The organism is Xanthomonas hyacinthi, assembly GCF_009769165.1.
GTDB lineage: Bacteria > Pseudomonadota > Gammaproteobacteria > Xanthomonadales > Xanthomonadaceae > Xanthomonas_A > Xanthomonas_A hyacinthi.
In genome coordinates this window covers 4,001,031-4,026,559 of the sequence record NZ_CP043476.1, presented here as the reverse complement: position 1 = coordinate 4,026,559, position 25,529 = coordinate 4,001,031, and the positions used below count along the sequence as shown (strand labels likewise).

Here is a 25,529-nt window from a genome sequence, read left to right as displayed (position 1 = left end):
AATCGCAACGGCGTTCCTGGCGCTCCGCTCCCAGTGCATGACGCCGGGCTCAGGTCCGGCGTCATGCGTTTCGGCTTTTGCTTTTGCTTTTTCCCATTCCCCATTCCCGACTCCCCATTCCCCAATGAAAAGCATCTGCGTCTACTGTGGTTCCAACGCCGGCAACAGACCCGCCTACGCCGAGCGCGCCACCGCGCTGGGCACGCGCATCGCCGAGCAGGGCCTGCGCCTGGTCTACGGCGGCGGCAACGTCGGGCTGATGGGCACCGTGGCCAATGCGGTGCTCGCCGCCGGCGGCCAGGTCACCGGGGTGATCCCCAAGCAGCTGGCCGACTGGGAAGTGGCGCACCGTGGCCTGACCGAACTGGAAATCGTCGGCTCGATGCACGCGCGCAAGTCGCGCATGTTCGACCTGTCCGATGGTTTCATCGCCCTGCCCGGCGGCTTCGGCACGATGGAAGAGATCTTCGAGATGCTGACCTGGCGCCAGCTCGGCATCGGCAACAAGCCCTGCGCGTTCCTGGACGTGGAAGAGTTCTACGCTCCGCTGATCGGCATGATCGACCGCATGGTCGCCGAACGCTTCCTGCACCCGGAGCAGCGCGCCGACCTGTGGTACGGCAAGGACATCGACACGATGCTGGCGTGGATGCACGACTACACGCCGGCGCAGGCGTCGAAGTGGATCGACGAGAAGCGCCGCAACGCCTTGCGCTGAGACTCGCCACACTCTGCCTAGCCAGTGACCTCGCCGAAAAGCTTTGCTCCTGCTGCTGCCTCGGGTTTACAAACAAGCAAGTAATACCAGGAGCTTTCGCGCTTTGGCGCGAGTCACTTTTCTTTGCTCGTGCAAAGAAAAGTAACCAAAAGAAAACACGCCCTACCTTGCGCCCTCCGCGCTACGCGCTCCGGGTCCGCGTCCATGACGGGGATTCGCGGAAGGGGCATCCTGCCCCTGCCGCGAACGGCGCACATCCCTGTGCGCCGCCCCTGCGGGGTTTTTCCCCGCCATGGCCGCCGCTTCGGAAGGGAACCCGGCAAATCAAAAGCAATAGCCAGAGCCACTGCCGCCCATCAATCGTGCTGCGCAGGCCGCCCCAACAGATACCCCTGCCCATAGTCGCAGCCCAGTTCGCGCAGCGTATCCAGCTGCTGCTCCGTCTCGATCCCTTCGCCGATCGTCTCGATACCAAGCGTACTGGCCAGCGCAAGAATACTGCGCACCAGCGCATAACTGCCCGCACCGCTTTCGCCGTGCAGACCGGCCACGAAACTCTGATCGATCTTCAACGCCGAGATCGGAAACCGGTGCAGATACGACAACGCCGAGAAACCCGTGCCGAAATCGTCCAATTGCGCCAAGACCCCGCGATCGCGTAGCGCCTGCAGGATCGTCAACGTGCGCGGCGCATCGTCGAGCAGCGCCACCTCGGTGATCTCCACCCGCAACCGCTGCGGATCGGCGCCGGCGCTGTCGATCAGGCCGAACAGCCGTTCGGTGAAGTCCGGCGAGCGGAAATGCCGCGGCGAGACGTTGACCGACACGTAGCCGCTGCCATCCCGGGCCAGGCGCTGGATCACCTGCTCGTACAGCAACCAGTCCACCTGCTCGATCAGCCCGCTGTCCTCGCCCAGCTCGATGAACTGGCTCGGCACCAGCAGGCCGCGGCTCTCGTGGCGCCAGCGCAGCAACGCCTCGTGGCCGACCACCTGGCCATCGCCCAGGCGCACGATCGGCTGATAGAACGGCTCGAAGTCGCCGCTGTTGATCGCCCGCCGCAGATCCGCCTCCAGGTCCAGGCTGCGCAGCGCTGCCTCGCGCATCGCCTCGTCGAACACCGCGCAACGGTCCTGGGTCTGCGCCTTGGCCCGGTACATCGCCGCGTCCGCATCGCGCAGCAGTTCCTCGCCGCTGCTGTAGCGCGGATGCCAGGTGGCGATGCCCAGACTGCCGGACGGGAACAACTCGCGTCCGGCCACCCACATCGGCTGGCCAAGCACGCCGAGCAGCCGCTGCGCCAACTCGCGCACGCCATCCAGGCCGTCCTCGCAGCGCACCAGGATCGCGAATTCGTCGCCGCCCAGGCGCGCGACCACGTCGTCGCTGCGGATCGTGGAGACGATGCGCTTGGCCACCTCCACCAGCATTTCGTCGCCGGCGGCATGGCCGATGCTGTCGTTGACCAGCTTGAACCGGTCCAGGTCCAGGAACAGCACCGCGAAGGCCATGCCATCGCCGTTGCGCGCGCGGTGGATCGCCTCGCCGAGCCGGTCCAGCAGATGCGAGCGGTTCGGCAGCCCGGTCAGCGCGTCGTGCAGCGCCTGGTGGGTCAGGCGCTGCTCGGCGCGCCAACGCTCGGCGATCTGCGCCAGCAACTGCTGGTTGACCTCGGCCAGTTCGCGGGTGCGCTCGGCCACCCGCTGCTCCAGCTCGGCATGCGCCAGCCGCAGCCGCTCCTGCGCGCGCTGCCGGGCCAGGCCGCCGCCGACGTTGTGCGCGACGAAGGTCAGCAGCCGCTGGTCGTATTCGGTGAAGCGCACCTGCGTGGTGTAGCTCTGCACCACGATCGCACCGACCACCTCGCCCTCGTCGAACAGCGGCACACCCAGCCAGCTGTGCGCGCGGGTGCCGTATTCCCGCACCTCGCCCTGCGCCACCAGCGCCTCGATGTCCACCAGTTCCAGCAGCATCGGCTGGCGTTTGCGCATCACATACTCGGTCAGCCCCTTGCCGCGCCGCCGCAGCGGCCGCTGCGGACTGTACTCGTCCACCGAGTAGGCGAATTCCAGCATCTTGCCGTCGTCGGACAACAAGGCGATGTACAGATTGCGCGCATCGATCAGCCCGCCGACGATGGCATGCACCTCGGCGTAGAACTGCTGCAGGCTCTCCGAGCGGATCGCCAGCTCGGCGATGCGGAACAAGGCCAGTTGCAGGGTCTCGGCGCGCCTGCGCTCCAGGATCTCGTCCTGCAGGTCGTGGTTGGCGCGCTGCAGTTCCTGGGTGCGCAGCTGCACGCGCCGCTCCAGCTGCACCTGCGCATGGCGCCGGTCCATCGCGGTCAGCACGTGCTGGGCGACGTAGGCCAGCAGCGCGCGGTCGGCATCGGTGTAGTGCATCGCGCGGTCGTAGTTCTGCACCACGATCGCGCCGCAGACGCGGCTCTCGCGCAGCATCGGCACGCCCAGCCAATCCTTGCTGTCCGGGCCTTGCACGGCGTCGTAGCGCACCTGCAAGCGGTCGCGCACCTGTTTCGACGGCCCGCGCACCGCCTGGCCGTGGCGCAGCAGCGCAAAGGTGAGGCTTTCGGGCATGTCGCGCTGGAAATACAGCGTTTCCGGATCGGAGACGAAGTCGTCGTGGCGGTCGGAGAAATACAGGAAGCGCATGCTTTGCTGCTCTTCGTCGTACTCGACGATGTAGCAATTCTCCGCATACATCAGCGAATCCAGCACCGAGTGCACATGCTGCAGCATCTGCCCCATTTCCAGATCCGCACCGGCCAGGTCGGCGATCTCGTACAGCGCCTGCTGCAGCAGCTTGGACTTCTCCAGGCTCTCGATGCGCGCGCGCATCCGCTCCGCTTCCAGCAGCGCCAGGCCGAACGCGGCCGCCATCTCGCACCAGGCGGCGCGCTGCGGTTCGGACAGCGGTTGTTGCAGCCGTGCGGCCACCGCCACGCAGGCGCCGTCCGCCGTCTTCAGCACGTGCAGCAGCGCCTGCGCAGGCGCCGGCACGGTTTCCGCCAGGCAACGCCGGACCAGCGCCGGCAGCCATGCCGGCGCATGCGGCGTGGCGCCGAACAGGCGCCCGCCGACCGCGTCGTCGCCGCAAGCGATGGCCACATCGCTGCCCGGCGGCAGCAAGCCGCACAGGGCGGCAGCGGTTTGCATGGAAGCGCGCCCGTCGGGTTGATCCTGGCGGACGATCGCGGACGGCTCGAACAACATCGACAACAACTCCTGGATGACATAGGACGTGCCCCACGCCTCCCCCTTGAACGCCAGCATACCTTTTACGTGAACAGGCGCACGCGCGATGACCCCATGCGTGCCGCTGCCGCGTTCACCGTCCAAGATGCCTGCAACCATCCCGTTCCCGCCCGCCGCCGCCACGCCGCGCTATGCGCCGGGTCGGCGAACGCTTAGGCTTGGCGCCGTGGAAGCCCTGGTCGAAACGAGCGATGAAGCCCTGATGCAGGCCTATGCGGCCGGCGACGCCGGCGCGTTCGAGACCCTGTATGCGCGTCACCGCGGCCGCCTTTACCACTACCTGCTGCGCCAGCTGCGCGACGTGGCGCTGGCCGAGGAGATGTTCCAGGAGGTGTGGCAGCGGGTCATCGCCGCGCGCCAGGGCTGGCAACCGCAGGCCGCATTCAGCACCTGGCTGCTGCGCATCGCCCACAATCGGCTCGGCGACCACTGGCGCGCGGCCAAGCACCGCCCGGCGGCGCCGGCCGACGCCGACCTGCGCACCGCCAGCGTGCCGGATCCGGACACCCCGGAGCGGCAGCTGTCCGCGTTCGAACAGCGGCGCCAACTGCAGTTGGCGCTGGACGACTTGCCGGAGGAGCAACGCGACGTGCTGCTGCTGCGCCTGGAACAGGAACTGAGCCTGGAGGAGATCGCCCAGATCACCGGGGTCGGCCGCGAGACGGTCAAGTCGCGGCTGCGCTATGCGATGGACAAACTGCGTGCGAGGCTGGGCGGATGAAGGCCGACGAACCGCTGACGCCGGAAGAACGCGCCCTCGCCGAACGCCTGCGGCTGGGCCGGCAGGCGCTGCCGTCGGCGGCGCTGGACGCATCGATCCTGGCCGCGGCGCGCGCCGCGGTGGCGTCTGCGCCGGCGGCGACGCCGCAGCTGGATACCGATACCGCGGCCGATGCCAGGCATCCGGCGCCGATCGCCGCCGCGCCGCAGCCGGCGCGCGCTGCACCCTCCACCGTTCCCAGGCGCCGCACGCGTTGGCCGGCCTGGACTGGACTGGCTGCCTCGCTGAGCCTGGCGGTCGGCATCGCCTGGCAGTTGCGCACCCCGACCCCATCCATGCCGGCGCCGGCCACAACGCCGGCACCGGCGGCAGCCGAATCCGCGGCGCCAGCGTCGGCGCCTTCTTCCAACCCCACCACGCCCGCCGCCGCCGCGGCGCAGACGGATGCAGCGCAGATCGCCGCCGCGCCAGCAGCCTCGCCCTTGCCACCGCCTCCACCTGCAAACGACACCGCACCGCAAGGCGTCGCTCCAACACTGCCGGCGGAGGTCGTGGCCGAACCGGCGCCGATCGTCGCAGCGACGCCGGCACCGCGCATGATGGCGCCTTCGGCACCGCCTGCGCCGACCGCACAGATGCCTGCGCCCGCGGAGGAGGCGCAGGATGACGTTGCGAAAACCGCGGCGGCACGTACGCAGCAGGATTCCACAGCACAGCGGGAAGAGCGCCTGACGGCGCAGGATCGTCGCCAGACGCTGCGCGCGCGCGGCGACGCGGCGGCCCCCGTCCAGGCGGACGCGGAAGCATCCGTCGTACGCGTCGAAGGCGACCTCATGGCTGCACCGGCACCTGCGGCACCCGCCACCGCGATGGCCGAAGACATGGCCCCACTGGCGGCAGCCGCGCCCGCCGCCGACGCGGATCCGGCGCTTGTCGCCGCCGCGGATGCGGATGCACGCCTGTCGCCGCGACGCTGGCTCGCACGCGTCCGCGAACGCCGCGACGCCGGCGAGCACGCGGCCGCACGCGCCAGCCTGCAGCGGTTCCAACGCGAGCATCCGCACGCGCGCGTCCCCGATGACCTGCGCGACCTGCTCGGCGACTGAATCGCATCCAACCCTAACGGCACTGCCGGCGGCGCGGCGTGGACGGGACCGATGCCGGTGATTACGGAACAGCATCCGGCTCGCGCGTTCCCCGCACGCACGCCTCGCAACGCGAACATGCCCGCAGCCGTGTCCAGCTGCGCGCACATCGGCGCACGAGCGCCGTTGCGCGCGATGCCGGAACAGCCCGCCTCACCGGCATCGGAAGCAACGATTCCATTGGCCCACACCCGCATCCGCAGTCCGCCGCGGCGCCTCGTCTAGAATGGCGCCGATGCCCGATACGCTCCCCCACCCGGTCAGTCACAGCGTGGACATCAAGCACAGCCGCTTCCTGGCGCATGCGGCGCCGATCGCCGACGCCGGCGCGGCGCTGGCGTTCGTGCAGCAGGTCGCGGTGGCCGACGCCACCCACAACTGCTGGGCCTACCGGGTCGGCGGCGACTACCGCTCCAGCGACGATGGCGAACCGGCCGGCACCGCCGGCCGGCCGATCCTGGCGGCGATCGACGGCCAGGGCTTCGACCGCGTGGCGCTCGTGGTCACGCGCTGGTACGGCGGCATCAAGCTCGGCGCCGGCGGCCTGGTCCGCGCCTACGGCGGTAGCGCCGCCGAGTGCCTGCGGCTGGCGCCGCGGCAGCCGCTGCTGGCCTTGAGCCTGATCAGTCTGCACTGCGGCTTCGACGATCTCGGCGCGGTGCATGCGGCGCTGAGCGCCTGCGCCGCCGAGAAACTCGATGAACGCTTCGACGCCGACGGCGCGCAACTGCACCTGCGCCTGCCCAGCGATCGCGTGGACGCCTTGAAAACGCGGCTGCGCGACGCCACACGGAACAGGGTCCGCTGTTCGGAAATCTCCCCCGCATGAACGATCCGTCGGCCGACCAGGCCAAGTCGCTGCGCAAACTCGGCAGCCTGCGCACCTTGTGGCCGTTCGTGCAGCGCCAGCGCGGTCTGTTCGGCGCCTGGCTGCTGGCGCTGGCGGTGTCCTCCAGCGCGACGCTGAGCCTGCCGATGGCGGTGCGGCAGATGATCGACCACGGCTTCAGCGACGGCGGCAGGATCAACCAGTCCTTCGCGCTACTGTTCGCGGTGGCGGTGGTGCTGGCGATCGCCACCGCGATGCGCTTCTATTTCGTGTCGCTGCTGGGCGAAAAAGTCGTCGCCGACCTGCGCGCGCGCCTGTACGCGCATCTGCTCGGCTTGCACGCCGGCTTCCACGACCGCAACCGCAGCGGCGAGCTGGTGTCGCGGCTGTCGGCCGACAGCGAACTGCTGCGCGGGGTGATCGGCAGCACCATGTCGGTGGCGTTGCGCAGCACGGTGACGGTGATCGGCAGCATCGTGATGCTGTTCGTGACCAGCCCGCACCTGGCCGCCTACGCGCTGCTCGGCATCCCGCTGGCGGTGTTGCCGATCGTGCTCGGCGCGCGCCGCCTGCAGAAGATCTCGCGCGCCAGCCAGGACCGCGTCGCCGACGCCAACACGCTGGCCGCCGAAACCCTCGGCGCGGTGCGCACGGTGCAGGCGCATGCGCGCGAAGCCTACGAGTGCGGCCGCTTCGGCCAGGCGCTGGCGCTGGCGGTGGACGTGGCGCGGCGCCGGGTGCGTGCGCAGGCGTCGATCACCGCGGTGGCGATCGTGCTGGTGTTCGGCGCGATCGTACTGGTGCTGTGGTCCGGCGCACACGAAGTGGCGGCCGGCGAGCTGAGCGCCGGCGCGCTCGGCCAGTTCGTGCTGTACGCGATGTTTGGCGGCGGCTCGGTGGCCTCGCTGGCCGAGGTCTGGAACGATCTGCAGCGCGCGGCCGGCGGCATGGGCCGCATCGCCGAGCTGTTCGCAGAACGCCCCGAGGTGCTGGCGCCGGCACAGCCGCGCGCACTGCCGCAGCCGCTGCGCGGCGAGGTGCGCTTCGACGACGTGGTGTTCCGCTACCCGCAGCGCCCCGAGCATCCGGCGCTGGACGGCTTCGACCTGCACGTGCGCCCCGGCGAGAGCGTGGCCCTGGTCGGCCCCTCCGGCGCCGGCAAGAGCACCGTGCTGTCGCTGCTGCTGCGCTTCCACGATCCGCAAGCGGGCGCGGTGCGGGTGGACGGCGCCGACCTGCGCGAACTGGACCCGGCGCAGCTGCGCGAGGGCATCGGCCTGGTGCCGCAGCATCCGACCCTGTTCGCGGCCAGCGCCGCCGACAACATCCGCTACGGCCGGCTCGAAGCCAGCGATGCCGAGATCGCGGCCGCGGCCCGGGCGGCCGAGGCCGACAGCTTCATCCGGCAACTGCCGGGTGGCTACGCCAGCGAACTGGGCGAGCGCGGCGCGCGCCTGTCCGGCGGCCAGCAGCAGCGCATCGCCATCGCCCGCGCCCTGCTCAAGGATGCGCCGATCCTGCTGCTGGACGAAGCCACCAGCGCGCTCGACGCGCAGAGCGAATACGCCGTGCAGCAGGCGCTGGAACGCTTGATGGCCGGGCGCACCACGCTGGTGATCGCGCACCGCCTGGCAACGGTGCTCAAGGCCGACCGCATCGTGGTGATGGAGCGCGGCCGCATCGTCGCCCAGGGCACCCATGCCGAGCTGCTGGCGCAAGGCGGCCTGTACGCGGAACTGGCGCGGCTGCAATTCATCGACTGAGCACGCCGCGCTAACGCCGGCGGGGCTACGGTCCCGCTGCGCCCCACGCAGCAGCTGTGGCGCACCGGCGCCGGCATCGCTTGCGGCGCAAACCCCGTTCGATGAATCGCCTTCGACAGGAGACACGCCATGTCCTTCCGCCAACTGCCCGCCCTCGGCCCCGACGGCGAGGCCTATCTGATCACCGAGTTCCAGGACGAAGCGCAGCACCAGCAGCAGGCCCAGCACAATGCGCCGTCGGCACCTGCGCTGCGCTACGAACTGGCCGACGGGCGCAAGCTGATCCGCCGCGGCCAGCAGTTCACCACCACCGGCGGCGAGCTGACCCTGACCGCGGTGTGAGCGGCGCGCACGCGCGCTGCCGCGTTGCTGGGGCGTCGTGTCATCGATGCCCGAGTAGGCCGCGTTGGGTCTGTCAGGTCGCCAGCCGCTGCGGCGTGGCGCAGCGCCTGACCGGCGGTCGGATCACGCCGCGCGGCGCCGGCTGGCGGCCTGACGGGCCCAACCCGCAGGGTCGCACCTGCGCGCCCCCGGCGCTACGTCTTCGCCAGCGCGTGGGCATCCTCTCCACGTTCTCGCGCTTCCTTGCCGCGTGCACGCGCAAGCGCGGCGCGATCTGCCAGGGGATGGATGACACGCCCTAAGGCGCCCGCGGCAACCGTACCCGGGCGCACAGTCCGCCGCCTTCGCGGTTGCTGAATTCCAGCGCGCCACCATGGGCGTGGCAGATCGCCGCGGCGATGGACAGGCCCAGGCCGCTGCCGCCCGAGTGCCGGGCGCGCGAATCTTCGGCCCGCCAGAAGCGGTCGACCATTCGCGGCAGCAGTTCGGGCGCCACGCCCGGTCCGCGATCGCAGACGCAGATCAGCACATCGTTGGACTCGGTGCCCACCTCGATCGACAAGCGCTTGCCGGCTGCTCCATAGCGCAGCGCATTGTCGATCAGCACCGACAGCACCTGGCCGATGCGGTCGCGGTCGGCGCTGATCGACACGCCGCCCGGCACGCGCACCTCCACCGCCACCTCCATCTGCGCAGCCTGCAGCGGCTGCGCCAGCCAGGCCAGGCGCTCGCGGATCAGCGCGTCGATCGGAAAGGTGTGCGGCTCCAGCATCAGCTGGTTGGCGCGGGCCATCGACAGCAGGTGCAGGTCGCCGACCAGGCGATTGATCTGTTCCAGCTGGCGATGGACCATCTGCAGCTGTTCGTCGCTGCACGGGAAGACCTGATCCAGCATGCCCTGCACCCGGCCCATCGCCGCGTTCAATGGCGTGCGCAGTTCGTGCGCCAGCATCGCGCTGGAATCGCGCACCTCGCGCTCGTATTGCTGCAGCTGCGCAGTCATGCCGTTGAAGTCCATCGCGAAGCTGGCCAGTTCGTCCGGCGCACGGGGAATCACCTTCGCGCGTGCGGAAAAGTCGCCATCGCTGATGCGCCGGGCGGCCGCGGCCACATTGGAGAACTGGCGCGACAACGGCCGCGATGCGAGCAGCCCGCACACCACGATGACCGGGATCGAGGCGATCAGCAATACCGCCAGCAACAGCCAGTCGCGGTTGGCCAATCCCGGCAGAAAATCGGCGACGTCGTAGTAGCGCTCGAACAGTTGCCACAGGCGCTGCGCGTTGCTGTGCGGGTCCTGGCGCAGCGCCATCATCTCCTGCCGCGCCGCTGGCGGCAGCTTGTGCAGGGTCGCGATGTCCCAGATCGCGAAACGCAGCCACATGCCGAACGCGATCACCAGCACCGTGACCACCGCCAGCGCGCTCATGCGCAGGCCGACCCATTGCCACAGCGGCGCGTGCGCGGTGCGGCGAGCGAACGGCCATTTCATCGGAAGCGGTAGCCGATCGCGCGCACCGTCACCAGCACCCCGGTGATGCACTCGCCTTCCAGTTTCTTGCGCAGGTTGTGCACGTGGGCGTCCACCACCCGCTCCAGCGCGTCGCTTTCCGGCAGGCAGATTTCCAGCAGCTCGCTGCGCGTATAGGCCTTGAACGGCGTCTTCAGCAAGGTGGCCAGGATGTTGAATTCGGTCGGGGTCAGGTCCAGCGGCACGTCGTTGCCGTCGGCGTCCTGCACCGTGGCCAGCACCGCATTGGTGTCGACGGTGAGCCGCTCGTACTTCAGCGGCTCCTCGCTCGCCCTGGCCGGCCCGGCGCGGCGCAGCACCGCGTACACGCGCGCGACCACTTCCTTCGGGCTGTAGGGCTTGACCACGTAGTCGTCGGCCCCGTAGCGCAGCGCGCCGAGCTTTTCCGGCTCGTCGCCCATCGCGGTCACCATGATCACCGGGGTGTCGCTGCTGCGGCGGATCGTCGACAGCACTTCGGTTCCGCTCAGCCTGGGCAGCATCACGTCCAGCAGCACCAGGTCCGGTTTCCACTGCGCGTGCAGCTGGATCGCGCGCGCGCCATCGCTGGCGATGGCGACGTCGAATCCGTCGCGGCGCAGATAGGCCTCGAGGATGCTGGCGCTGTCGGCGTCGTCCTCGACGACAAGAATCTTCTTGGAACTCATGCCCTGTGCCGCCCTTGTCGCGCGTCTTGACGAAATCTTGAAGATTCCTAGAGGCCAGCTTGAACTTGCCGGCCGACTCTATCACTCGAGATTGGCCACCCCCGACTGACCCCCATGATTGTATCGTCCGCAGGCAAGCGTCCGTATCGCCCTCGCCTCCTCGCCGTCGCGCTGGCCGTGCTGCTCGGCGGCTGCTCGCTGGCGCCGGTCTACGAGCGCCCGCAGGCCAGCGTGCCGAGCACGCTGGGCGGCGCATCGGCAACGCCGGCGCCACAGGCGGCCACGGCCCCCGCGGTGGCGCTGTCGGAGCAGGAACAGCGGTTCCTGCGCGAATTCTCGCCCAACCACGACCTGGCGCCGCTGATGCTGCAGGCGCTGGCGCACAATCCGGATTTCCGCAACACCGTCCTGCAAGTGCAGCAGGCGCGTGCGCAATACCGCATCGAGCAGTCGCAGCAGCTGCCGCAGATCGGCATCGATGCGCAGCAGGCCCGGCAAAGCTACGACGATCCGCAACGGCAGGAGCGCTACGGGCAGAAGCTGGTCACCGCGGCGGTCGGCATCGACGCTTTCGAACTGGATCTGTTCGGCAAGCTGGCCTCGCTGTCGGCTGCCGCGCAGCAACGCTATCTGGCATCCAGCGCCGGCCAGCTGGCCGCGCGCGGCGCGCTGGTCGCCGAGGTGCTGCGCACCTATACGCTGGAACGCGCCGCCGCGCAGGCGCAGGCGCGCTTCCAGGCCATCGCCGAGGACAGCGCGGCGTTGCTGGCGTTCGCCAACGACCAGCACGCTGTCGGGCTGATCTCCAACGACGCGCTCGACCGCCAGCGCCACCAGACCGATCAGGCCCAGGTCCGCGCCCTGCAGGCGGCCAGCGACCACGCCGCCGCGCGCCGCGCCCTGCAACTGATCGCCGGCTACGACGCGCCGGCCGGCGCCGGCGACATCGAGGAGCTGCTGCCTGCCGATGCCGGCAGCATGGCCCTGCGCGACCTGGACTCGGCGCTGCTGCTGCAGCGCCCGGACATCCAGCAGGCCGAAGCCGAGCTGCGCGCGCGCAATGCCGACATCGGCGCCGCGCGTGCCGCGTTCTTCCCGTCGATCAAGCTGAGCACCTCGCTGGGGACCGCCAGCGACGTGCTCAGCGGCCTGTTCACGGCCGGTAGCCGGACCTGGAGCTTCATGCCGCAGCTGACCATGCCGATCTTCGATTACGGCCGCAATCGCGCCAACCTGGATATCGCGCAGCTGCGCAAGCAGGCCGGCGTCGCCGACTACGAAAAGGCGATCGAGTCCGCGTTCCGCGAGGTCGCCGATGCGCTCGATGCCGCGCCGGGCCTGCAGCAACGCGAACGGCGCGAGCGCGGCAACCGCGAGCGCGAACTGCAACGCATCCAACGCATGGACCGGCGCGTCGCGCAGGGCCTGCAGGATCGCCCCGAGCTGCTCGGCGAACGCATCGCCGCCGAGCAGGCCGCGCTGGAGCACCTGCAGGCGCGCCAGGCGCTGCTCCTCAACCGCATCGCGCTGTTCCGCGCGTTCTATGGCGTGCAGTTGCCGCACGCATCCTGACCTCCCCCACGTCCAAGAGTCCGCTCATGAAAACAATCGCATTGCTCCCGATCCTGGCCTGCGCCGTGTCGCCGCTGGCGGCCAACGCCGCCGACGCCGATGCCTCCGGCTTCCGCCTGTTCGGCCATCAGACCGAACTCAGCGTCGGCGTCGCCGCGGTGGCGGCACCGCGCTACTTCGGCTCCAGGGACGACCGCGTGCTGCCCGCGCCGGTTCTGGCGGCGCAGAGCGGCATCCTGTTCTTCGACAGCGTGCGCGGCCTCGGCGTGCAGTTCCAGGGCGATGGCGGCTTCTACGTCAGCCAGTCGTTCGGCTACGACCTGGGCCGGCTCGACCGCAACAGCAGCTGGCGCCCGGGCTCCAGAACGCTGGCCGGCATGGGCGACGTGCCCGGCTCGGTGACCAGCCGCACCATGATCGCGCAGCAGTTCACCCCGTACCTGATGCTGGACGCCGAAGCCGAATTCGCCTTGAAGGATGGCGCGCGCCGCAACGCCTATCGTGCCGGCGCCAAGTTCACCCTGCTGCAGAACGACAGGGACACGCTGACCATGGACCTGGACGCGCACTGGGGCGACCGCCGCTACAACCAGGCCTACTTCGGGGTGACCGATGCGCAGAGCGCGCGCAGCCGCTTCGCCGCCTACAGCGCCGGCTCCGGCCTCTACGCCTACTCGGTCGGCGCCAACTGGGACCACGCGCTGTCCAAGCACTGGAGCACCTCGCTGACGGTCAGCGGCACGCGCTATGTCGACACTGCCGATGGCAGCCCGATCGTGCAGCGCCGCGCCTTCGCCAGCGCCATCGGCGCCGTGACCTACACCTTCTGACCGCCACATAGAACGCCCATGAAACCGAGTCTTGCGATCTTCCTCTCCCTCTGCGTGCCCCTGGCTGCAGCCTCGTTGAGCGCCTGCAGCCGTGACCCGGCGCCGGCGCCGGAAGCGCCGCGGGCGGTCAAGCTGGAGGCCGTCGGCAGCGGCGACGGCACCGATGGCAGCCGCTTCGTGGCGCAAGTGCGTCAGGAGCAGCGTGCCGAACTCGGCTTCGAGGGCGGCGGCCGTATCGCCTCCATCGAAGTGGATGTCGGCGACCGCGTGCGCCAGGGCCAGATCCTGGCGCGCCTGGATCCGGAGCCAACCCGCTTGCGCGTCGAGCAGGCCGACGCCAACGTCACCATCGCCGCCGCCGACCTGCGTCAGCAGCAGACCCAGCTGGCCCAGCAGCAGGCCATGTTCGAGGACGGCGCCGCCTCCGCGACCAGCTTGACCGCCGCCAAGACCGCCTTCGCCAGCGCGCAGGCGCGCCTGCGCAGCACGCAATCGGATCTGGCCCTGGCACGCCGCGGCCTGCGCCAGGCCGATCTGCGCGCGCCGTTCGACGGCAGCGTCGTGGCCCGGCTGCAACAGCCCGACGCCAACGTTGCAGCGGGCCAGCCGGTGCTGCAGGTGGAAGGCCGGGGCCGCGCCCAGGTGACGGTCGCGCTGCCGGCGTCGCTGGCCTCGGCACTGCGTCCCGGCCAGGCGGCGACCGCGTATCGGGCCAATGCGCCCGAGCGAGCGCTGCCGTTGCAACTGCGCAGCGTCTCCGATCGCCTGGAAGGCGGCGCGACCGTGCAGGCGTTGTTCGACAGCCTTGCCGGCGACGCTGCGCGCTTGCGCAGCGGCGAGAACCTGTTGCTCGCCCTGCCCCGCAACGAAGCGCGGCCATTGAGCGTGCCGCTCAGCGCGCTGCTGCCGAGCGTGGGCAACGGCAAGCCGATGGTGTTCGTCTACCAGGGCAGCAACGCCAGCGTGCGCCGCCGCCAGATCGTGACCGGCACTGCCGCGGACGGCCGCGTGCAGGTCCGCCAGGGACTCAGCGCCGGCGAGCGCATCGTCGCCGCTGGCGCGGCCTTCCTCAGCGACGGACAGACCGTCGTCCCCTTCCGTCCCGATACCCGCCTGAGCGGCACCGCCTCGCCATGAACCTGACCCGTGCCACCCTCGCTTCGAGCCGCTTCGCGCTGTTCAGCGCCGCGCTGATCCTGATCGGCGGCATCGTCGCCTTCCTCGGCTTTCCCTCGCAGGAGGAACCCAGCGTCACCGTGCGCGATGCGGTGGTGCAGGTCGCGTTTCCGGGCATGCCCAGCGAGCGCGTCGAGAACATGATCGCGCGCCCGCTCGAGGAACACCTGCGCGAACTCACCGGGATCAAGAAGATCGTCACCACGGTCCGGCCGGGCAGCGCGATCGTGCAGCTGACCGCCCGCGACGACGTCGACGACCTGCTAGCGCTGTGGCAGCGGGTCCGCAACAAGGCGGCCGAAGCCGGCGCCGAGCTGCCGCCGGGCACCCAGGGGCCGTTCGTCGACGACGATTTCGGCCGCGTCGCGATCGCCTCGATCGCGGTCACCGCACCGGGCTTCGGCACCAGCGAGATGCGCGGGCCGCTGCGGGAAATGCGCGCCCAGCTGTACACCGTGCCCGGGGTGGAACGCGTCAGCTTCCACGGGCTGCGCGAGGACCGCATCTACGTCGCCTTCGAGCGCACCCGGCTGAGCGAGGCCGGCCTGACCCCGAGCGCGGTGGCGCAACAGCTGCGCGCCGAGAACGTGGTCGCCAGCGGCGGCCAGATCGCCGCCTCCGGCCTGGCGATGACCGTGACCGCCTCCGGCGAAATCCGCACCCTGGACGAATTGCGCAATACGCTGATCTCCGTTTCCGGCGCCGATGACGCGCGCCAGATCCCGCTGTCGCAGCTGGCGCGCATCGAGCTGATGCCGGCCGATCCGCCGGACAGCGCCGCCATCTACCAGGGCCAACCGGCGGTGGTGGTGGCGGTGTCGATGGCGCCCGGCTACAACATCGCGCAAGTCGGCCAGGCGCTGCGGCAGAAGCTCGACGAGACCGCACGGATGCTGCCGGCCGGTTTTTCCCAGCACGTGGTCACGTTCCAGGCCGACGTGGTGGAACGCGAGATGGGCAAGATGCACCACGTCATGGGCGAGACCGTGCTCATCGTGATGGCGGTGGTGATGCTGTTCCTGGGCTGGCGCACCGGCCTGATCGTCGGCGCGATCGTGCCGCTGACCATCCTCGGCACGCTGATCGTGATGCGTGCGCTGGACGTGCAACTGCAGACCGTCTCCATCGCCGCGATCATCCTGGCGCTGGGGCTGCTGGTGGACAACGGCATCGTCATCGCCGAGGACATCGAGCGCCGCCTGACCACCGGCGAAGAGCGCCGGCAGGCCTGCGAAGCCGCAGGGCGCACCCTGGCGCTGCCGCTGCTGACCTCCTCGCTGGTCATCGTGCTGGCGTTCTCGCCGTTCTTCTTCGGCCAGACCAGCACCAACGAATACATGCGCTCGCTGGCGATCGTGCTGGCGGTGACCCTGCTCGGCTCGTGGCTGCTCAGCGTCACCGTGACCCCGCTGCTGTGCATGTACTTCGCGCGCGCGCACAGCGCCGCGCATGCCGACGGCGCCGACCACTACGATTCCAGGCTGTACCGCGGCTACCGGCGCATCATCGAACAGTTGCTCGCGCACAAGGCGCTGTTCCTGGGCAGCATGCTGCTGCTGTTGGCGGCGGCGGCCACGATCCTGGGCTCGATTCCCTACAGCTTCCTGCCCAAGTCCGACCGCCTGCAATTCCAGATGCCGGTGACCCTGCAGCCGGGCAGCGATTCGCGGCAGACCCTGCACACCGTGCAATCGATCAGCAACTGGCTGGCCGATCGCAAACGCAACCCCGAGATCGTCGACAGCATCGGCTACGTGGCCGACGGCGGGCCGCGCATCGTGCTGGGCCTGAACCCGCCGCAGGCCGCGGCCAACATCGCCTACTTCACGGTCAGCGTCCGTCCCGGCACCGACATCGACGCGGTCATCGCCCGCGTTCGCCAGCACATCCGCGCCGGCTATCCGGCCGTGCGCGCCGAGCCCAAGCGCTTCTCGATGGGCTCGACCGAGTCCGGCGTGGCGATCTACCGGGTGATCGGCCCGGATGAAGCGCAGTTGCGCCGCGCCGCCGCCGGCATCGCCCAGGCCCTGCGGCAGCTGCCGGGCACCGTCGACGTCAGCGACGACTGGGAGATCCGCATTCCCCGCTACGAGGTCCGGGTCGACCAGGCCAAGGCGCGCCGCGCCGGGGTCAGCAGCGACGACATCGCCCAGGCCCTGCAACTGCGCTACAGCGGCATCGATGCCTCGGTGGTCCGCGACGACAGCGTCAACGTGCCGATCGTGCTGCGCGGCGGCGCCGACGAACGCGACGCGGCCAGCGATCCGGGCAGCACCCTGCTCTATCCGCAGGCCGGCGGCGCCGCCGTGCCGTTGTCGGCGATCGCCGAGATCGCCTTGTCTTTCGAACCGTCGGCGATCCAGCGCCGCAACCTGAGCCGCGCCATCACCATCACCGGGCACAATCCGCAGATGACCACCGACGAGGTCGTCGCCGCCCTGGCCGACAAGGTCGCCGCGCTGCGCCTGCCGCCGGGCTACCGCATCGAGATGGGCGGCGAGCTGGAGGATTCGGCCGAGGCCAACCAGGCCTTGCTGCAGTACATGCCGCATGCGCTGGGCGCGATCCTGCTGCTGTTCATCTGGCAATTCAATTCGTTCCGCAAGCTGTTCATCGTCGTCGCCAGCATTCCGTTCGTGCTGATCGGCGCGGCCCTGGCGCTGCTCGTCACCGGCTACCCGTTCGGCTTCATGGCCACCTTCGGCCTGCTCGCGCTGGCCGGCATCATCGTCAACAACGCGGTGCTGCTGCTGGAACGCATCGACGCCGAACTGGCCGACGGCCTGGACCGGCACGAGGCGGTGGTCGCCGCGGCGGTCAAGCGCCTGCGCCCGATCGTGATGACCAAGCTGACCTGCATCGTCGGCCTGGTCCCGCTGATGCTGTTCGCCGGGCCGCTGTGGACCGGCATGGCGATCACCATGATCGGCGGCCTGGCGCTGGGCACGCTGGTCACGCTGGGCGTGATCCCGGTGCTGTACGACCTGCTGTTCGCGCTGCGTGTCGGCCGCAACGGCGCGCGAACGGCAGAGACGGCGGCGTGAGCGGCCGGCGCGCACGCCGCCTGGCCTGGCGCGCGCTCGCCTTGCTGTGCCTGGCGCTGGGCGCGAGCGGCTGCGCGATGGTCACGCTGAAGCCGGTGAGCGCGGCCGAATACATCCAGGCCAAGCGCGGCGACCCGCTCAGCAGCGGCCACCTCAGTACCGCGGCGATCGAAACGCTGACCGTACTCGGCCTGAGCGAAAGCGTCTGCAGCGCCGAGCCGCGGCGCTGTGCCGGGCAGTTGCTCGACAACGACGGGCTACTGCAGGAACGCAAGCTGGCGACCATCGCCGAACTGTGGCTGCAGGCGTCGCTGCGCCTGGGCAAGCGCCAGCCGCGCAGCGACGCCGAACTGGACGCATGGCTGCAGACCGCGCGCTACGCCTATGCCTATCTGTTTTTCAGCGGCCGCGCGCCGAGCGAGCGCACGTTCGAGGACCGCCAGACCCAGGTGCGCGACTACTACAACTACGCGGTGCAGCAAGCGGTGTCGGCGCTGTTCGTGCGCTACCGGCAACAGCAGCGGCAGGCCGGCGATGCCGTGCAACTGGCGGCCCTGCCCGGCTGGAACATCGCACTGGACGTGACCCGGCTCGGCGCATTGAAGGACATGCCGCTACCGGACGCGATGCTGCCGGCCAGCAGCCTGCGCTTCACCGGGCTGCGCAGCGTCTACCGGCGCGACGGCTTCGGTTCGGAGATGGTCGCGGTGCTGCCGAATGCGGCGCCGGCGCAGGACGCTGCGGACGCGCCGGACCAGGCCAACGCCGCATACAGCGAAATGCCGGCACCGAGCCTGACCGTGGTGCTGCGCTTCGAGGGCGGCGACCTGGCGCAGGTGCTGCACGCACGCGCGGTGCGGGTGGAAGCCTACGATCCGTACCTGAGCGCCGACGCCAGCCTGGGCGGCGACAGCGTGCCGCTGGCCGGCAACTTCAGCGCCGGCTACGGCGTGTGGATGGCGCGCTCCGGATTCGCCGAGCAATCGCTGCGCACGCTGCTCGGCATGGCCCACGGCATCGATCGACCGCACATCTTCCTGTCCCAGCCCTACGATCCCAACCGCCGGGTGCTGGTGCTGCTGCACGGCCTGGCCAGCAGTCCCGAGGCCTGGGTGAACCTGGCCAACGAGCTGCTCGGCGACGAACGACTGCGCGCCCGCTACCAGATCTGGCTGGTCTACTACCCGACCAATCTGCCGATCGCCTACAACCACATCGAGATCCGCAAGGGCCTGCAGCAGGCGCTGGACCATTTCGATCCGCAACGGCGCAGCGCCTCGGCGCACGACATGGTGCTGGTCGGGCACAGCATGGGCGGCGTGCTGGCGCGGCTGATGGTGTCCTCCAGCGACGGCGACCGGCTCTGGCAGCGCCTGTTCGGCGACAGCCGCCTCGACCCGCAGACGCTGCAGAAGTTACAGCGCAAGCTGGCACCGATGCTGCATTTCGCACCAATGCCGGAGGTGTCCACAGCGATCTTCCTGGCCACGCCGCAGCGCGGCACGCCGCATGCCACCGGCGTGCTCGGCAGCCTGCTGCGCGGCCTGATCGGCCTGCCGGCGCGCGTGCTCGACCAGTTCAAGGACATCGCCGGCAACGGCGCGCTCGGCAAGCTGCCGACCGGCATCGACAACCTCAGCGACCGCGACGATTTCGTCGAGGCCGCCGCGCACCTGAAGATCTCGCCGCAGGTCGCCTACCACTCGATCATCGCCCGCCGCGACGCGCGCGTGCCATTGCCGCAATCCGACGACGGCTTGGTACCGTACTGGAGCGCGCATCTGGACGGCGCGGCGTCGGAAACCGTCATTACCTCCGGGCACAGCGTGCAGGAAACCGCGCAGGCCATCCTGGAGATCCGCAAGCTGCTGCGCTGAGCCGCGCAGCGGCATGCGGCAACGCCGCCCGCCAACGCTCGCCTGGCGGCGGCGCGCAAACAAAACGCAGACAAAAAAACACCCGGCAGTGCCGGGCGTCTTCGTGTGAAATGGCGTCCCCACGGGGATTCGAACCCCGGTCGCCACCGTGAAAGGGTGATGTCCTAGGCCTCTAGACGATGGGGACGCTGATGCTGTTGCCGCTTTGCGGACAGGCCTATGTCCGAAAACTTGCTGCGAAAACTTGGTGGAGCCAGCCGGGATCGAACCGGCGACCTCTTGCATGCCATGCAAGCGCTCTCCCAGCTGAGCTATGGCCCCACGTGTACTGGCAGAGGCGGAATCTTACCCGATTCCGTGGGCAGGTACAAATCCCGCACGAAAAAGTCCGGCGTTGCCGGACTCCAGGTTGCTTGCGAATAAAATGGCGTCCCCACGGGGATTCGAACCCCGGTCGCCACCGTGAAAGGGTGATGTCCTAGGCCTCTAGACGATGGGGACGCTGCTAACGATGGCGCTTTGCGGACAGGCCTAGCATCCGAAAAGTTGGTGGAGCCAGCCGGGATCGAACCGGCGACCTCTTGCATGCCATGCAAGCGCTCTCCCAGCTGAGCTATGGCCCCACGTGTGCTGCGAGGAGCGGAATACTAGCGATGGCGTCCGGCGCGCGCAAGCGTTTTTTGAATTTTCTAACACGAGGGACCGCGGAATTTCCGCGACCGGTGATCGCGCGCGCCACCCGCCGGCGCCGGTGTTCTGCGCCGTAGTCGATGGCCAGCGGTTCCAGCAACACCACGCGTCGCCATTCACGTGATCGGGCTGCCGATGGGCCGTCATGCTCGTCCTTTGGGTTGCCGTGATTGCGTTGGGATCGAAAACGGGTCATGCGCGCCGCGCGCCTTCTGCCGACCCGGCGCAACGACCGACCCATCCACCCTCCGCGCACCGCTCGCTCCACTGCCGCGATGGAGGCCCCGAAGGCCGATCTGCACGCGCCGAAGACGACACGCCGCCGCCTGCTCACGCAGCATCGACGCGCAGCACACTGCGTTCGGCAAAGCGATTTACTTGTGTAGGCGCATGCGCCCGCATGGCGCTGCGGTCAGGTCCCCTCCGCCGCAGCGCGTCGCGGCAGCAGTGGAGCCGACGCCCTGTTTTGCAACGCACGCCACGACGCGCCGCCCGGTTCATGCGCTGCCTTCCGAGTCGAGCGTTCCCAACAGTTCGTGCATCCGATAGGGCTTGGGCAGGAAACGCGCCGTCGGCGGCAACGGCGGCAGCTGCGAGCGCGCATAGCCCGAGAGCAGGACCGTCACGCAATGGGGGTTAAGCGCATGCGCGGTCCGCGCGACCTCGATGCCACTGACGCCTCCCGGCATGCTGATGTCGCTGATCACGCAATCGAAATGTCCCACGGCGAGCCGCGCCTGCGCCTCGATGCCGTCGGCCGCTTCCAGCACTTCGAAACCTGCATCCTTCAGCGCGAGGACCGTCACCATCCGCAGTAGCGCATCCTCCTCGACATAGAGGACCTTTCTCGGCGTCATGGCGTCACGACGCAGCAGGAATGTACATGGCGATCGTGGCGCCCTGCCCTGCCGCGCTATCGATGGAGGCGAATCCGCCGGACTGGCCGGCGAAACCGTAGACCTGGCTCAATCCCAGCCCGCTGCCACTGCCGACGTCCTTCGTGGTGAAGAATGGCTCCATGGCGCGCAGGCGTACCTCCTCGGTCATTCCCGGACCATTGTCCTGCACCGCCACGCACACATAGTCACGGTCGGACTTGGCTTCCAAGTACAGCATCGGGTCCGGCCGGCACACCCGCGTGGAGATCACGATCCGGCCATTGGGCATCGCATCGCGCGCATTCGCGATCAGGTTCATGAGCGCGGCCTCGAATTGGCTGGCGTCGACGATCACGCTGGGCAAGGCATCGGCGAGATCGAACTGGCAGCACATGCGCTCCCCGGCCACGCGTTGATACAGTTCGGCCGCCTTGGCGATGAGCTGGTTCACGTCGTTCGATTCGGGCGCCAGGTCCTGGCCACGGGCGAACGCCAGCATCTGCCGCGACAACCGGCTTCCCCGCTCCGCCGCGTCGTTCGCCGCGCCAATCAGCAGCTTGCTGCGATCGTCGCGCTCGGTCTTCGCCAACAGATCCAGGCTGCCGACGATGATCGCCAGCAGATTGTTGAAATCGTGGGCGATGCCCAGCGTCAAGCGGCCAATCGCCTGGACTTTCTGCGCCTGCGCCAACGCACGCTCCGCCTTGCGAAGATTTTCCGTGGCGTTGAATTTTTCGGTGATGTCGCGGGTGACCTTGGCGAAACCGACGAGCACGGCGTCCTTCCAGATCGGATCGATGATGACGCTGGCGCGGAAGTGCGAGCCATCCTTCCTCACCCGCCAGCCTTCCGCTTCGTAGCGGCCCTCGCGCCTGGCGGTCTCAAGCCCATCCAAGGCAGTCCTGCGGCGACATCGTTCGGCGTATAGAACCTGGAAAAATGCTGGCCAATGATCTCGGCCTCCTCGTATCCCTTGATATGCCGCCCTCCCGCGTTCCAGCTGAGGATGAATCCTTCCGGATCGAGCATGTAGATCGCGTAATCCGTAACACTCTGGAGAAGCAGTCGGTCTGCCTCGGCGGCAAGGGGAACGTGCATTCTGTCTAGGATTACCTGTGAAGGCCAATACAAATTGGCCGGAATTTTGTTATTTTTCTGTGATTCAGACATCTTCCAGCGGCCATCGCGGCGGCTCAGGCGAGCAGGCAACGGGTGGCTGCGCCAGCTTGGGTCCCAAGCCGCTTCGCACGGGATCGGCAAGGTCGCGAAAACAGCGCCGACCGGACTCGGTGCCATGGCCCGGTGCACGGCAGCCCGCCTGCGGTACGCCATTTGCCGCCTGCTCGTCGCCTCGTCCAGAGCGAACCGCGCCGATGCCGTGCTGGATATGCGCTTCCCGCGCATTGCCATTGGCCCCGCCGGTGCCGGCCGGGCCAAGAGCAACCTCACCGCGCTGGAACCGATGCGTCATTTTGACGTCAACATCGGCCGCGGCGGATGAAGCCGCCTATCGTTTCAGTCGTGGCTGTGGCTTGCGCCAGCAGCGGATGCTGGCGCAGCTTGCAGAGCCGCCTCAATAGAGTTTTCCTGAAATCGAAAAAGAGAGGAAATTCGTATTGGTGAAATTCTTCTCGCCGAAGTTATTGCCGTACTTCGCCTTGATCGAAATGCCATTTTTCGGGAATGTATATTGCAGGACAGGACCGATTCCGGCGTAGGAGAATCGTCCTCCGTCGGGCACTGCAACACCGCCGGCGGCGTTGTCATCCGAAATTTGCTTTTGATAATATCCGGCGACGCCGACTTGAAAATTTCCGAAGCGCTGACTTGCCGACCAATCCACAGCAACGATATTTCCAGAATTGTACCCGGTCGCTGAATTCTTGTATGGAAACCCCATGAACACACGCGCACTGAGTTCTGTGCTGTCGCCTAGCGACATGTCAGGGCCTGTCACATAAGTCACGGCGAAATTCGGAATTGCGAGCCAGATATTGCTTCCGATGTTCAGCGGGTTGGCTTTGTCATATTTTCCGGTCGGAAACTTCAGGGCGAACCCACCGGCTACGGTCAGACCGTAGGACAAAGGTAGGTCTCCCGGAGTTGCGCCGAAGCGCCCTACGTTCTTCGACCAGAAAAAAATATCGGAATAAGTATCGGCAAGGTTGCGCTGATGGCCTCGGACTGCACCGCCGGCAATGGAGTAATCCAGATCCCAAAAAGAAACGACGAGCGTAGATCCAAGTTGGCCTCCCCAGAGTTCAAAAGGATAGACGTATGCGAGGGCCACGCCAGTCAACGGGATTCGAAGTCTCACATTCTGTTGCGCTGGCACTTTATTTCCGTCATAGTCGTAGGAGTTTCTGTTCTCGTTGTATGGGATGGAAAACAGCGCGCCATACAGACCGGACGGAGGAAGAATGGCCTGGCTGAGGTCCGTGCCGGCAGGTGGCGTGATCGGGATTGCGGTTTCCGCGGCAGTCGCTGGAATAATCGCGCTCGTCGAAAATAGCGCGCCAAACAATGCGACCCTCGCCGCACTCGAACCCGATCGAGTCCGAGCGGGCGATCGAAGTCCACGCATGAATGTGGAGCAAGCCTTGTCCAACCAGGATTGTCCGTCCAGTACCGCACTCATTCGAATGCTGTTCGAAGCGCATTCTGTTATCAGCGTTCGCTTTCGTGAATTCGGATCGCGTGTCTCGAAAGAGCATTGACGATAAGAAAGCGAATGAACGTTCGCACTTGGATGCGAGGTTTGAAATGGCATTGTGTCCCTCTCCCGTTTTTTTGTTTAACCTGGTCCCATACCGCGGTCGCAGAACCAATTTTCTGCGACCGTTCTCCTCAGCAGATCGCGAGCGACCGCAAGCGCAAGCCAGTGTCGGCCAATTGCACAGGCAAAGGGGCCGCGCCCGCGGCGATCAGCGTCCGCCCTTCAACGTAGTCTTTAGTGGAATTGATGCAGTCGAGAGCAATCAACTTGCCCGTCTTCAAATAGCAGATCGAAAAACTGCGGGATGCTGGATCGCCGCGGACAACTTCCTGATCATGGCCGGCCGATAATCCAACCGTCTGCAGCCGCACATCGTACTGGTTGGACCAGAACCACGGCACGGCGTGATAGACCTCTGGCTCACCGGTCAGGATCTTCGCGACCGCGCTCCCCATGTCATTCGCGTTCGCAACCGATTCCAGGCGAATAGGCAGGCCGTCTGCGAATGCGCTGGGGTGCAAGGCGCAGTCGCCAATCGCGAAGACATCGGGCAGTGACGTGCGGCAATACGCATCGATCGCGACGCCGTTGTCGCCGTTTGCTCCGGCTGCGATCAGCGGCTCGACCACCGGCGAAATGCCGATGCCGACGATAACCATGTCGGCAGGCACGATGACTCCGTTCCCGAGCCTCACACCCACGACGCGTCCGTTCGCGCCTTCGATCTGCTCGACCTTCACGCCAAGCCGCAGATCGACGCCATGCGACCGATGCTCAGCCTCGAAGAAGCGCGATAGTTCCCGCCCGGCTACCCGCGCCAGCACGCGGTCTTGCGCTTCCAGAACCGTCACGCGCTTGCCGAGCTTCCTGAGCACTGCCGCAGCCTCGAGTCCGATATAGCCGCCCCCAACCACGGCTATTCGCTGCGCGCTTGCGAGCTCGCCGATCATCCGATCGATATCGTCACGGCTGCGTATGGAGTGGACGCCGGCCAAATCGTGACCTGGGCAGCTCAATTGGCGCGGGCGGCCGCCCGTCGCCCAAACCAGATGACGATATCCGATCGCGTCACCTCCGGCAGTGGTGACGCTGCGCGTTTGCGGATCGATCGCCACCACGCGCTGATCGACAAAGATGTCGATCTTGCGGTCCGCCCATACCGCCGGTGGACGAATCAGCAGCCGCTCGAAAGGCTTGTCGCCCGCCAGATACTCTTTCGAAAGCGGCGGCCGCTCATAGGGAAGATGCGGCTCCTCGCCTACCATTGCGATCGTGCCGGCGAATTTGCGCTGTCTCAGCGCAATCGCCGCCTGCGCGCCGCCGTGACCGGCACCGACGATCAGCACGTCGTAGAACTTGCTCATTTGCGCATCCCCTCCCCCGCGTCTTCAGTTTTCCGGAGCGATCGTGACCGCCAAACCATCGAGCTCCGCCGTGAACGCAACCTGGCAGGCAAGCCGGGACCGGCTGGTGCGATGGTCGGAACTGCCCAGCAACTCGCTTTCTTCGTCCGCCATCGGCGGGAGACGATCGACAAAGTCCGCATCGACATAAACATGGCAGGTTGCGCAAGAACAGCAACCACCGCACATTGCGAGCAGTTCATCGAACCCCGCGTCGCGCAGCGCCTCCATCAAGCTCAATCCCTCCGCGGCATCGATGGTCCTCCGTTCATTCTGGCGCGTCGTCACAATCAGTGTAGGCATTACAGCTCCGTTGCTCAGCTGGGCGCCATCCCTACCGGAGAGATCGCCAACTGGAGCCGATTGAGAACA

General features: G+C 67.9%; 19 protein-coding genes, 4 tRNA genes and 1 pseudogene. 12 read left to right on the top strand and 12 right to left on the bottom strand.

Translation table 11 applies throughout. The annotated features are described in order from the left end of the window. The first annotated feature begins 124 nt into the window (after positions 1 to 124). Positions 125 to 718: an LOG family protein gene (locus FZ025_RS17675; protein WP_046980864.1), complete on the top strand. Its 594-nt coding sequence runs from the start codon at positions 125 to 127 to the stop codon at positions 716 to 718. 356 nt (positions 719 to 1,074) lie between these two features. Here FZ025_RS17675 and FZ025_RS17670 read toward each other — a convergent pair whose 3' ends face one another. Beyond that, on the bottom strand, positions 1,075 to 3,951 hold the full coding sequence (locus FZ025_RS17670) for a bifunctional diguanylate cyclase/phosphodiesterase (protein WP_104558110.1): 2,877 nt from the start codon (positions 3,949 to 3,951) through the stop codon (positions 1,075 to 1,077). Positions 3,952 to 4,159: 208 nt separating this feature from the next. Between FZ025_RS17670 and FZ025_RS17665 the strand changes: the two genes are divergently transcribed. The 5 genes from FZ025_RS17665 to FZ025_RS17645 all read left to right on the top strand — a co-directional run bounded on the left by FZ025_RS17665 (position 4,160) and on the right by FZ025_RS17645 (position 8,793). Then, entirely contained in the window at positions 4,160 to 4,714 is a 555-nt protein-coding gene (locus tag FZ025_RS17665; RefSeq protein ID WP_104558028.1) for an RNA polymerase sigma factor, read from the top strand. After that, a complete protein-coding gene (locus FZ025_RS17660) occupies positions 4,711 to 5,820 on the top strand; it encodes a hypothetical protein (RefSeq protein WP_104558026.1) in 1,110 nt (369 codons plus the stop codon). The genes FZ025_RS17665 and FZ025_RS17660 overlap by 4 nt, the downstream gene beginning before the upstream one ends. A 274-nt stretch (positions 5,821 to 6,094) precedes the next feature. Then, positions 6,095 to 6,688, top strand: coding sequence for an IMPACT family protein (locus FZ025_RS17655; protein ID WP_046981407.1), 594 nt, complete (start codon positions 6,095 to 6,097; stop codon positions 6,686 to 6,688). Then, on the top strand, positions 6,685 to 8,451 hold the full coding sequence (locus FZ025_RS17650) for an ABC transporter transmembrane domain-containing protein (protein WP_046981408.1): 1,767 nt from the start codon (positions 6,685 to 6,687) through the stop codon (positions 8,449 to 8,451). Before FZ025_RS17655 ends, FZ025_RS17650 begins: the two co-directional genes overlap by 4 nt. 129 nt (positions 8,452 to 8,580) lie before the next feature. Next, positions 8,581 to 8,793 carry a hypothetical protein gene (locus tag FZ025_RS17645; protein WP_046981409.1) on the top strand — a complete coding sequence of 71 codons (213 nt, stop codon included), beginning with the start codon at positions 8,581 to 8,583 and terminating at the stop codon, positions 8,791 to 8,793. Between the two features lie 298 nt (positions 8,794 to 9,091). Here FZ025_RS17645 and FZ025_RS17640 read toward each other — a convergent pair whose 3' ends face one another. Next, complete coding sequence (locus FZ025_RS17640; protein ID WP_046981411.1) at positions 9,092 to 10,285, bottom strand: sensor histidine kinase; 1,194 nt, start codon at positions 10,283 to 10,285, stop codon at positions 9,092 to 9,094. Further along, positions 10,282 to 10,971: a response regulator gene (locus FZ025_RS17635; RefSeq protein WP_046981412.1), complete on the bottom strand. Its 690-nt coding sequence runs from the start codon at positions 10,969 to 10,971 to the stop codon at positions 10,282 to 10,284. The genes FZ025_RS17640 and FZ025_RS17635 overlap by 4 nt, the downstream gene beginning before the upstream one ends. A 114-nt stretch (positions 10,972 to 11,085) precedes the next feature. On the opposite strand from FZ025_RS17635, the gene FZ025_RS17630 reads away from it, so the two are divergent. Genes FZ025_RS17630 through FZ025_RS17610 form a run of 5 tightly spaced genes read left to right on the top strand, consistent with a single transcriptional unit; the run spans position 11,086 to position 19,470 of the window. Next, positions 11,086 to 12,543, top strand: coding sequence for an efflux transporter outer membrane subunit (locus FZ025_RS17630; protein WP_046981413.1), 1,458 nt, complete (start codon positions 11,086 to 11,088; stop codon positions 12,541 to 12,543). Between the two features lie 26 nt (positions 12,544 to 12,569). After that, on the top strand, positions 12,570 to 13,373 hold the full coding sequence (locus FZ025_RS17625; RefSeq protein WP_046981414.1) for a MipA/OmpV family protein: 804 nt from the start codon (positions 12,570 to 12,572) through the stop codon (positions 13,371 to 13,373). A gap of 18 nt (positions 13,374 to 13,391) precedes the next feature. Continuing rightward, positions 13,392 to 14,510 (top strand): efflux RND transporter periplasmic adaptor subunit, encoded by a 1,119-nt coding sequence (locus tag FZ025_RS17620; RefSeq protein ID WP_104558022.1) that lies wholly within the window; start codon positions 13,392 to 13,394, stop codon positions 14,508 to 14,510. Then, entirely contained in the window at positions 14,507 to 17,593 is a 3,087-nt protein-coding gene (locus tag FZ025_RS17615) for an efflux RND transporter permease subunit (RefSeq protein WP_104558020.1), read from the top strand. Before FZ025_RS17620 ends, FZ025_RS17615 begins: the two co-directional genes overlap by 4 nt. Beyond that, positions 17,590 to 19,470, top strand: a complete 1,881-nt coding sequence (locus FZ025_RS17610; protein ID WP_244292397.1) for an esterase/lipase family protein — start codon at positions 17,590 to 17,592, stop codon at positions 19,468 to 19,470. The genes FZ025_RS17615 and FZ025_RS17610 overlap by 4 nt, the downstream gene beginning before the upstream one ends. Positions 19,471 to 19,581: 111 nt before the next feature. Here FZ025_RS17610 and FZ025_RS17605 read toward each other — a convergent pair. The 6 genes and pseudogenes from FZ025_RS17605 to FZ025_RS17580 form a co-directional block, all read right to left on the bottom strand. Further along, positions 19,582 to 19,657: transfer RNA gene (locus FZ025_RS17605), tRNA-Glu, on the bottom strand. Positions 19,658 to 19,715: 58 nt separating this feature from the next. Continuing rightward, positions 19,716 to 19,791: transfer RNA gene (locus FZ025_RS17600), tRNA-Ala, on the bottom strand. A gap of 104 nt (positions 19,792 to 19,895) precedes the next feature. After that, positions 19,896 to 19,971: transfer RNA gene (locus FZ025_RS17595), tRNA-Glu, on the bottom strand. Positions 19,972 to 20,017: 46 nt separating this feature from the next. Next, a tRNA-Ala gene (locus FZ025_RS17590) sits at positions 20,018 to 20,093 on the bottom strand. A gap of 564 nt (positions 20,094 to 20,657) precedes the next feature. Next, a complete protein-coding gene (locus FZ025_RS17585; protein WP_046977986.1) occupies positions 20,658 to 21,017 on the bottom strand; it encodes a response regulator in 360 nt (119 codons plus the stop codon). 4 nt (positions 21,018 to 21,021) lie between these two features. Then, positions 21,022 to 22,136, bottom strand: a pseudogene (locus FZ025_RS17580) (two-component system sensor histidine kinase NtrB). 196 nt (positions 22,137 to 22,332) lie between these two features. Between FZ025_RS17580 and FZ025_RS22045 the strand changes: the two are divergent. Further along, entirely contained in the window at positions 22,333 to 22,539 is a 207-nt protein-coding gene (locus FZ025_RS22045; protein WP_046977987.1) for a hypothetical protein, read from the top strand. Between the two features lie 72 nt (positions 22,540 to 22,611). On the opposite strand, the gene FZ025_RS17570 is transcribed toward FZ025_RS22045, so the two are convergent. From FZ025_RS17570 to FZ025_RS17560, 3 genes are all read right to left on the bottom strand, one after another. Next, entirely contained in the window at positions 22,612 to 23,676 is a 1,065-nt protein-coding gene (locus tag FZ025_RS17570; protein WP_158185592.1) for a SphA family protein, read from the bottom strand. Between the two features lie 209 nt (positions 23,677 to 23,885). Next, positions 23,886 to 25,118, bottom strand: a complete 1,233-nt coding sequence (locus tag FZ025_RS17565; RefSeq protein WP_046977988.1) for an NAD(P)/FAD-dependent oxidoreductase — start codon at positions 25,116 to 25,118, stop codon at positions 23,886 to 23,888. A gap of 24 nt (positions 25,119 to 25,142) precedes the next feature. Next, a complete protein-coding gene (locus FZ025_RS17560; RefSeq protein WP_046977989.1) occupies positions 25,143 to 25,460 on the bottom strand; it encodes a 2Fe-2S iron-sulfur cluster-binding protein in 318 nt (105 codons plus the stop codon). Positions 25,461 to 25,529: the final 69 nt, after the last annotated feature.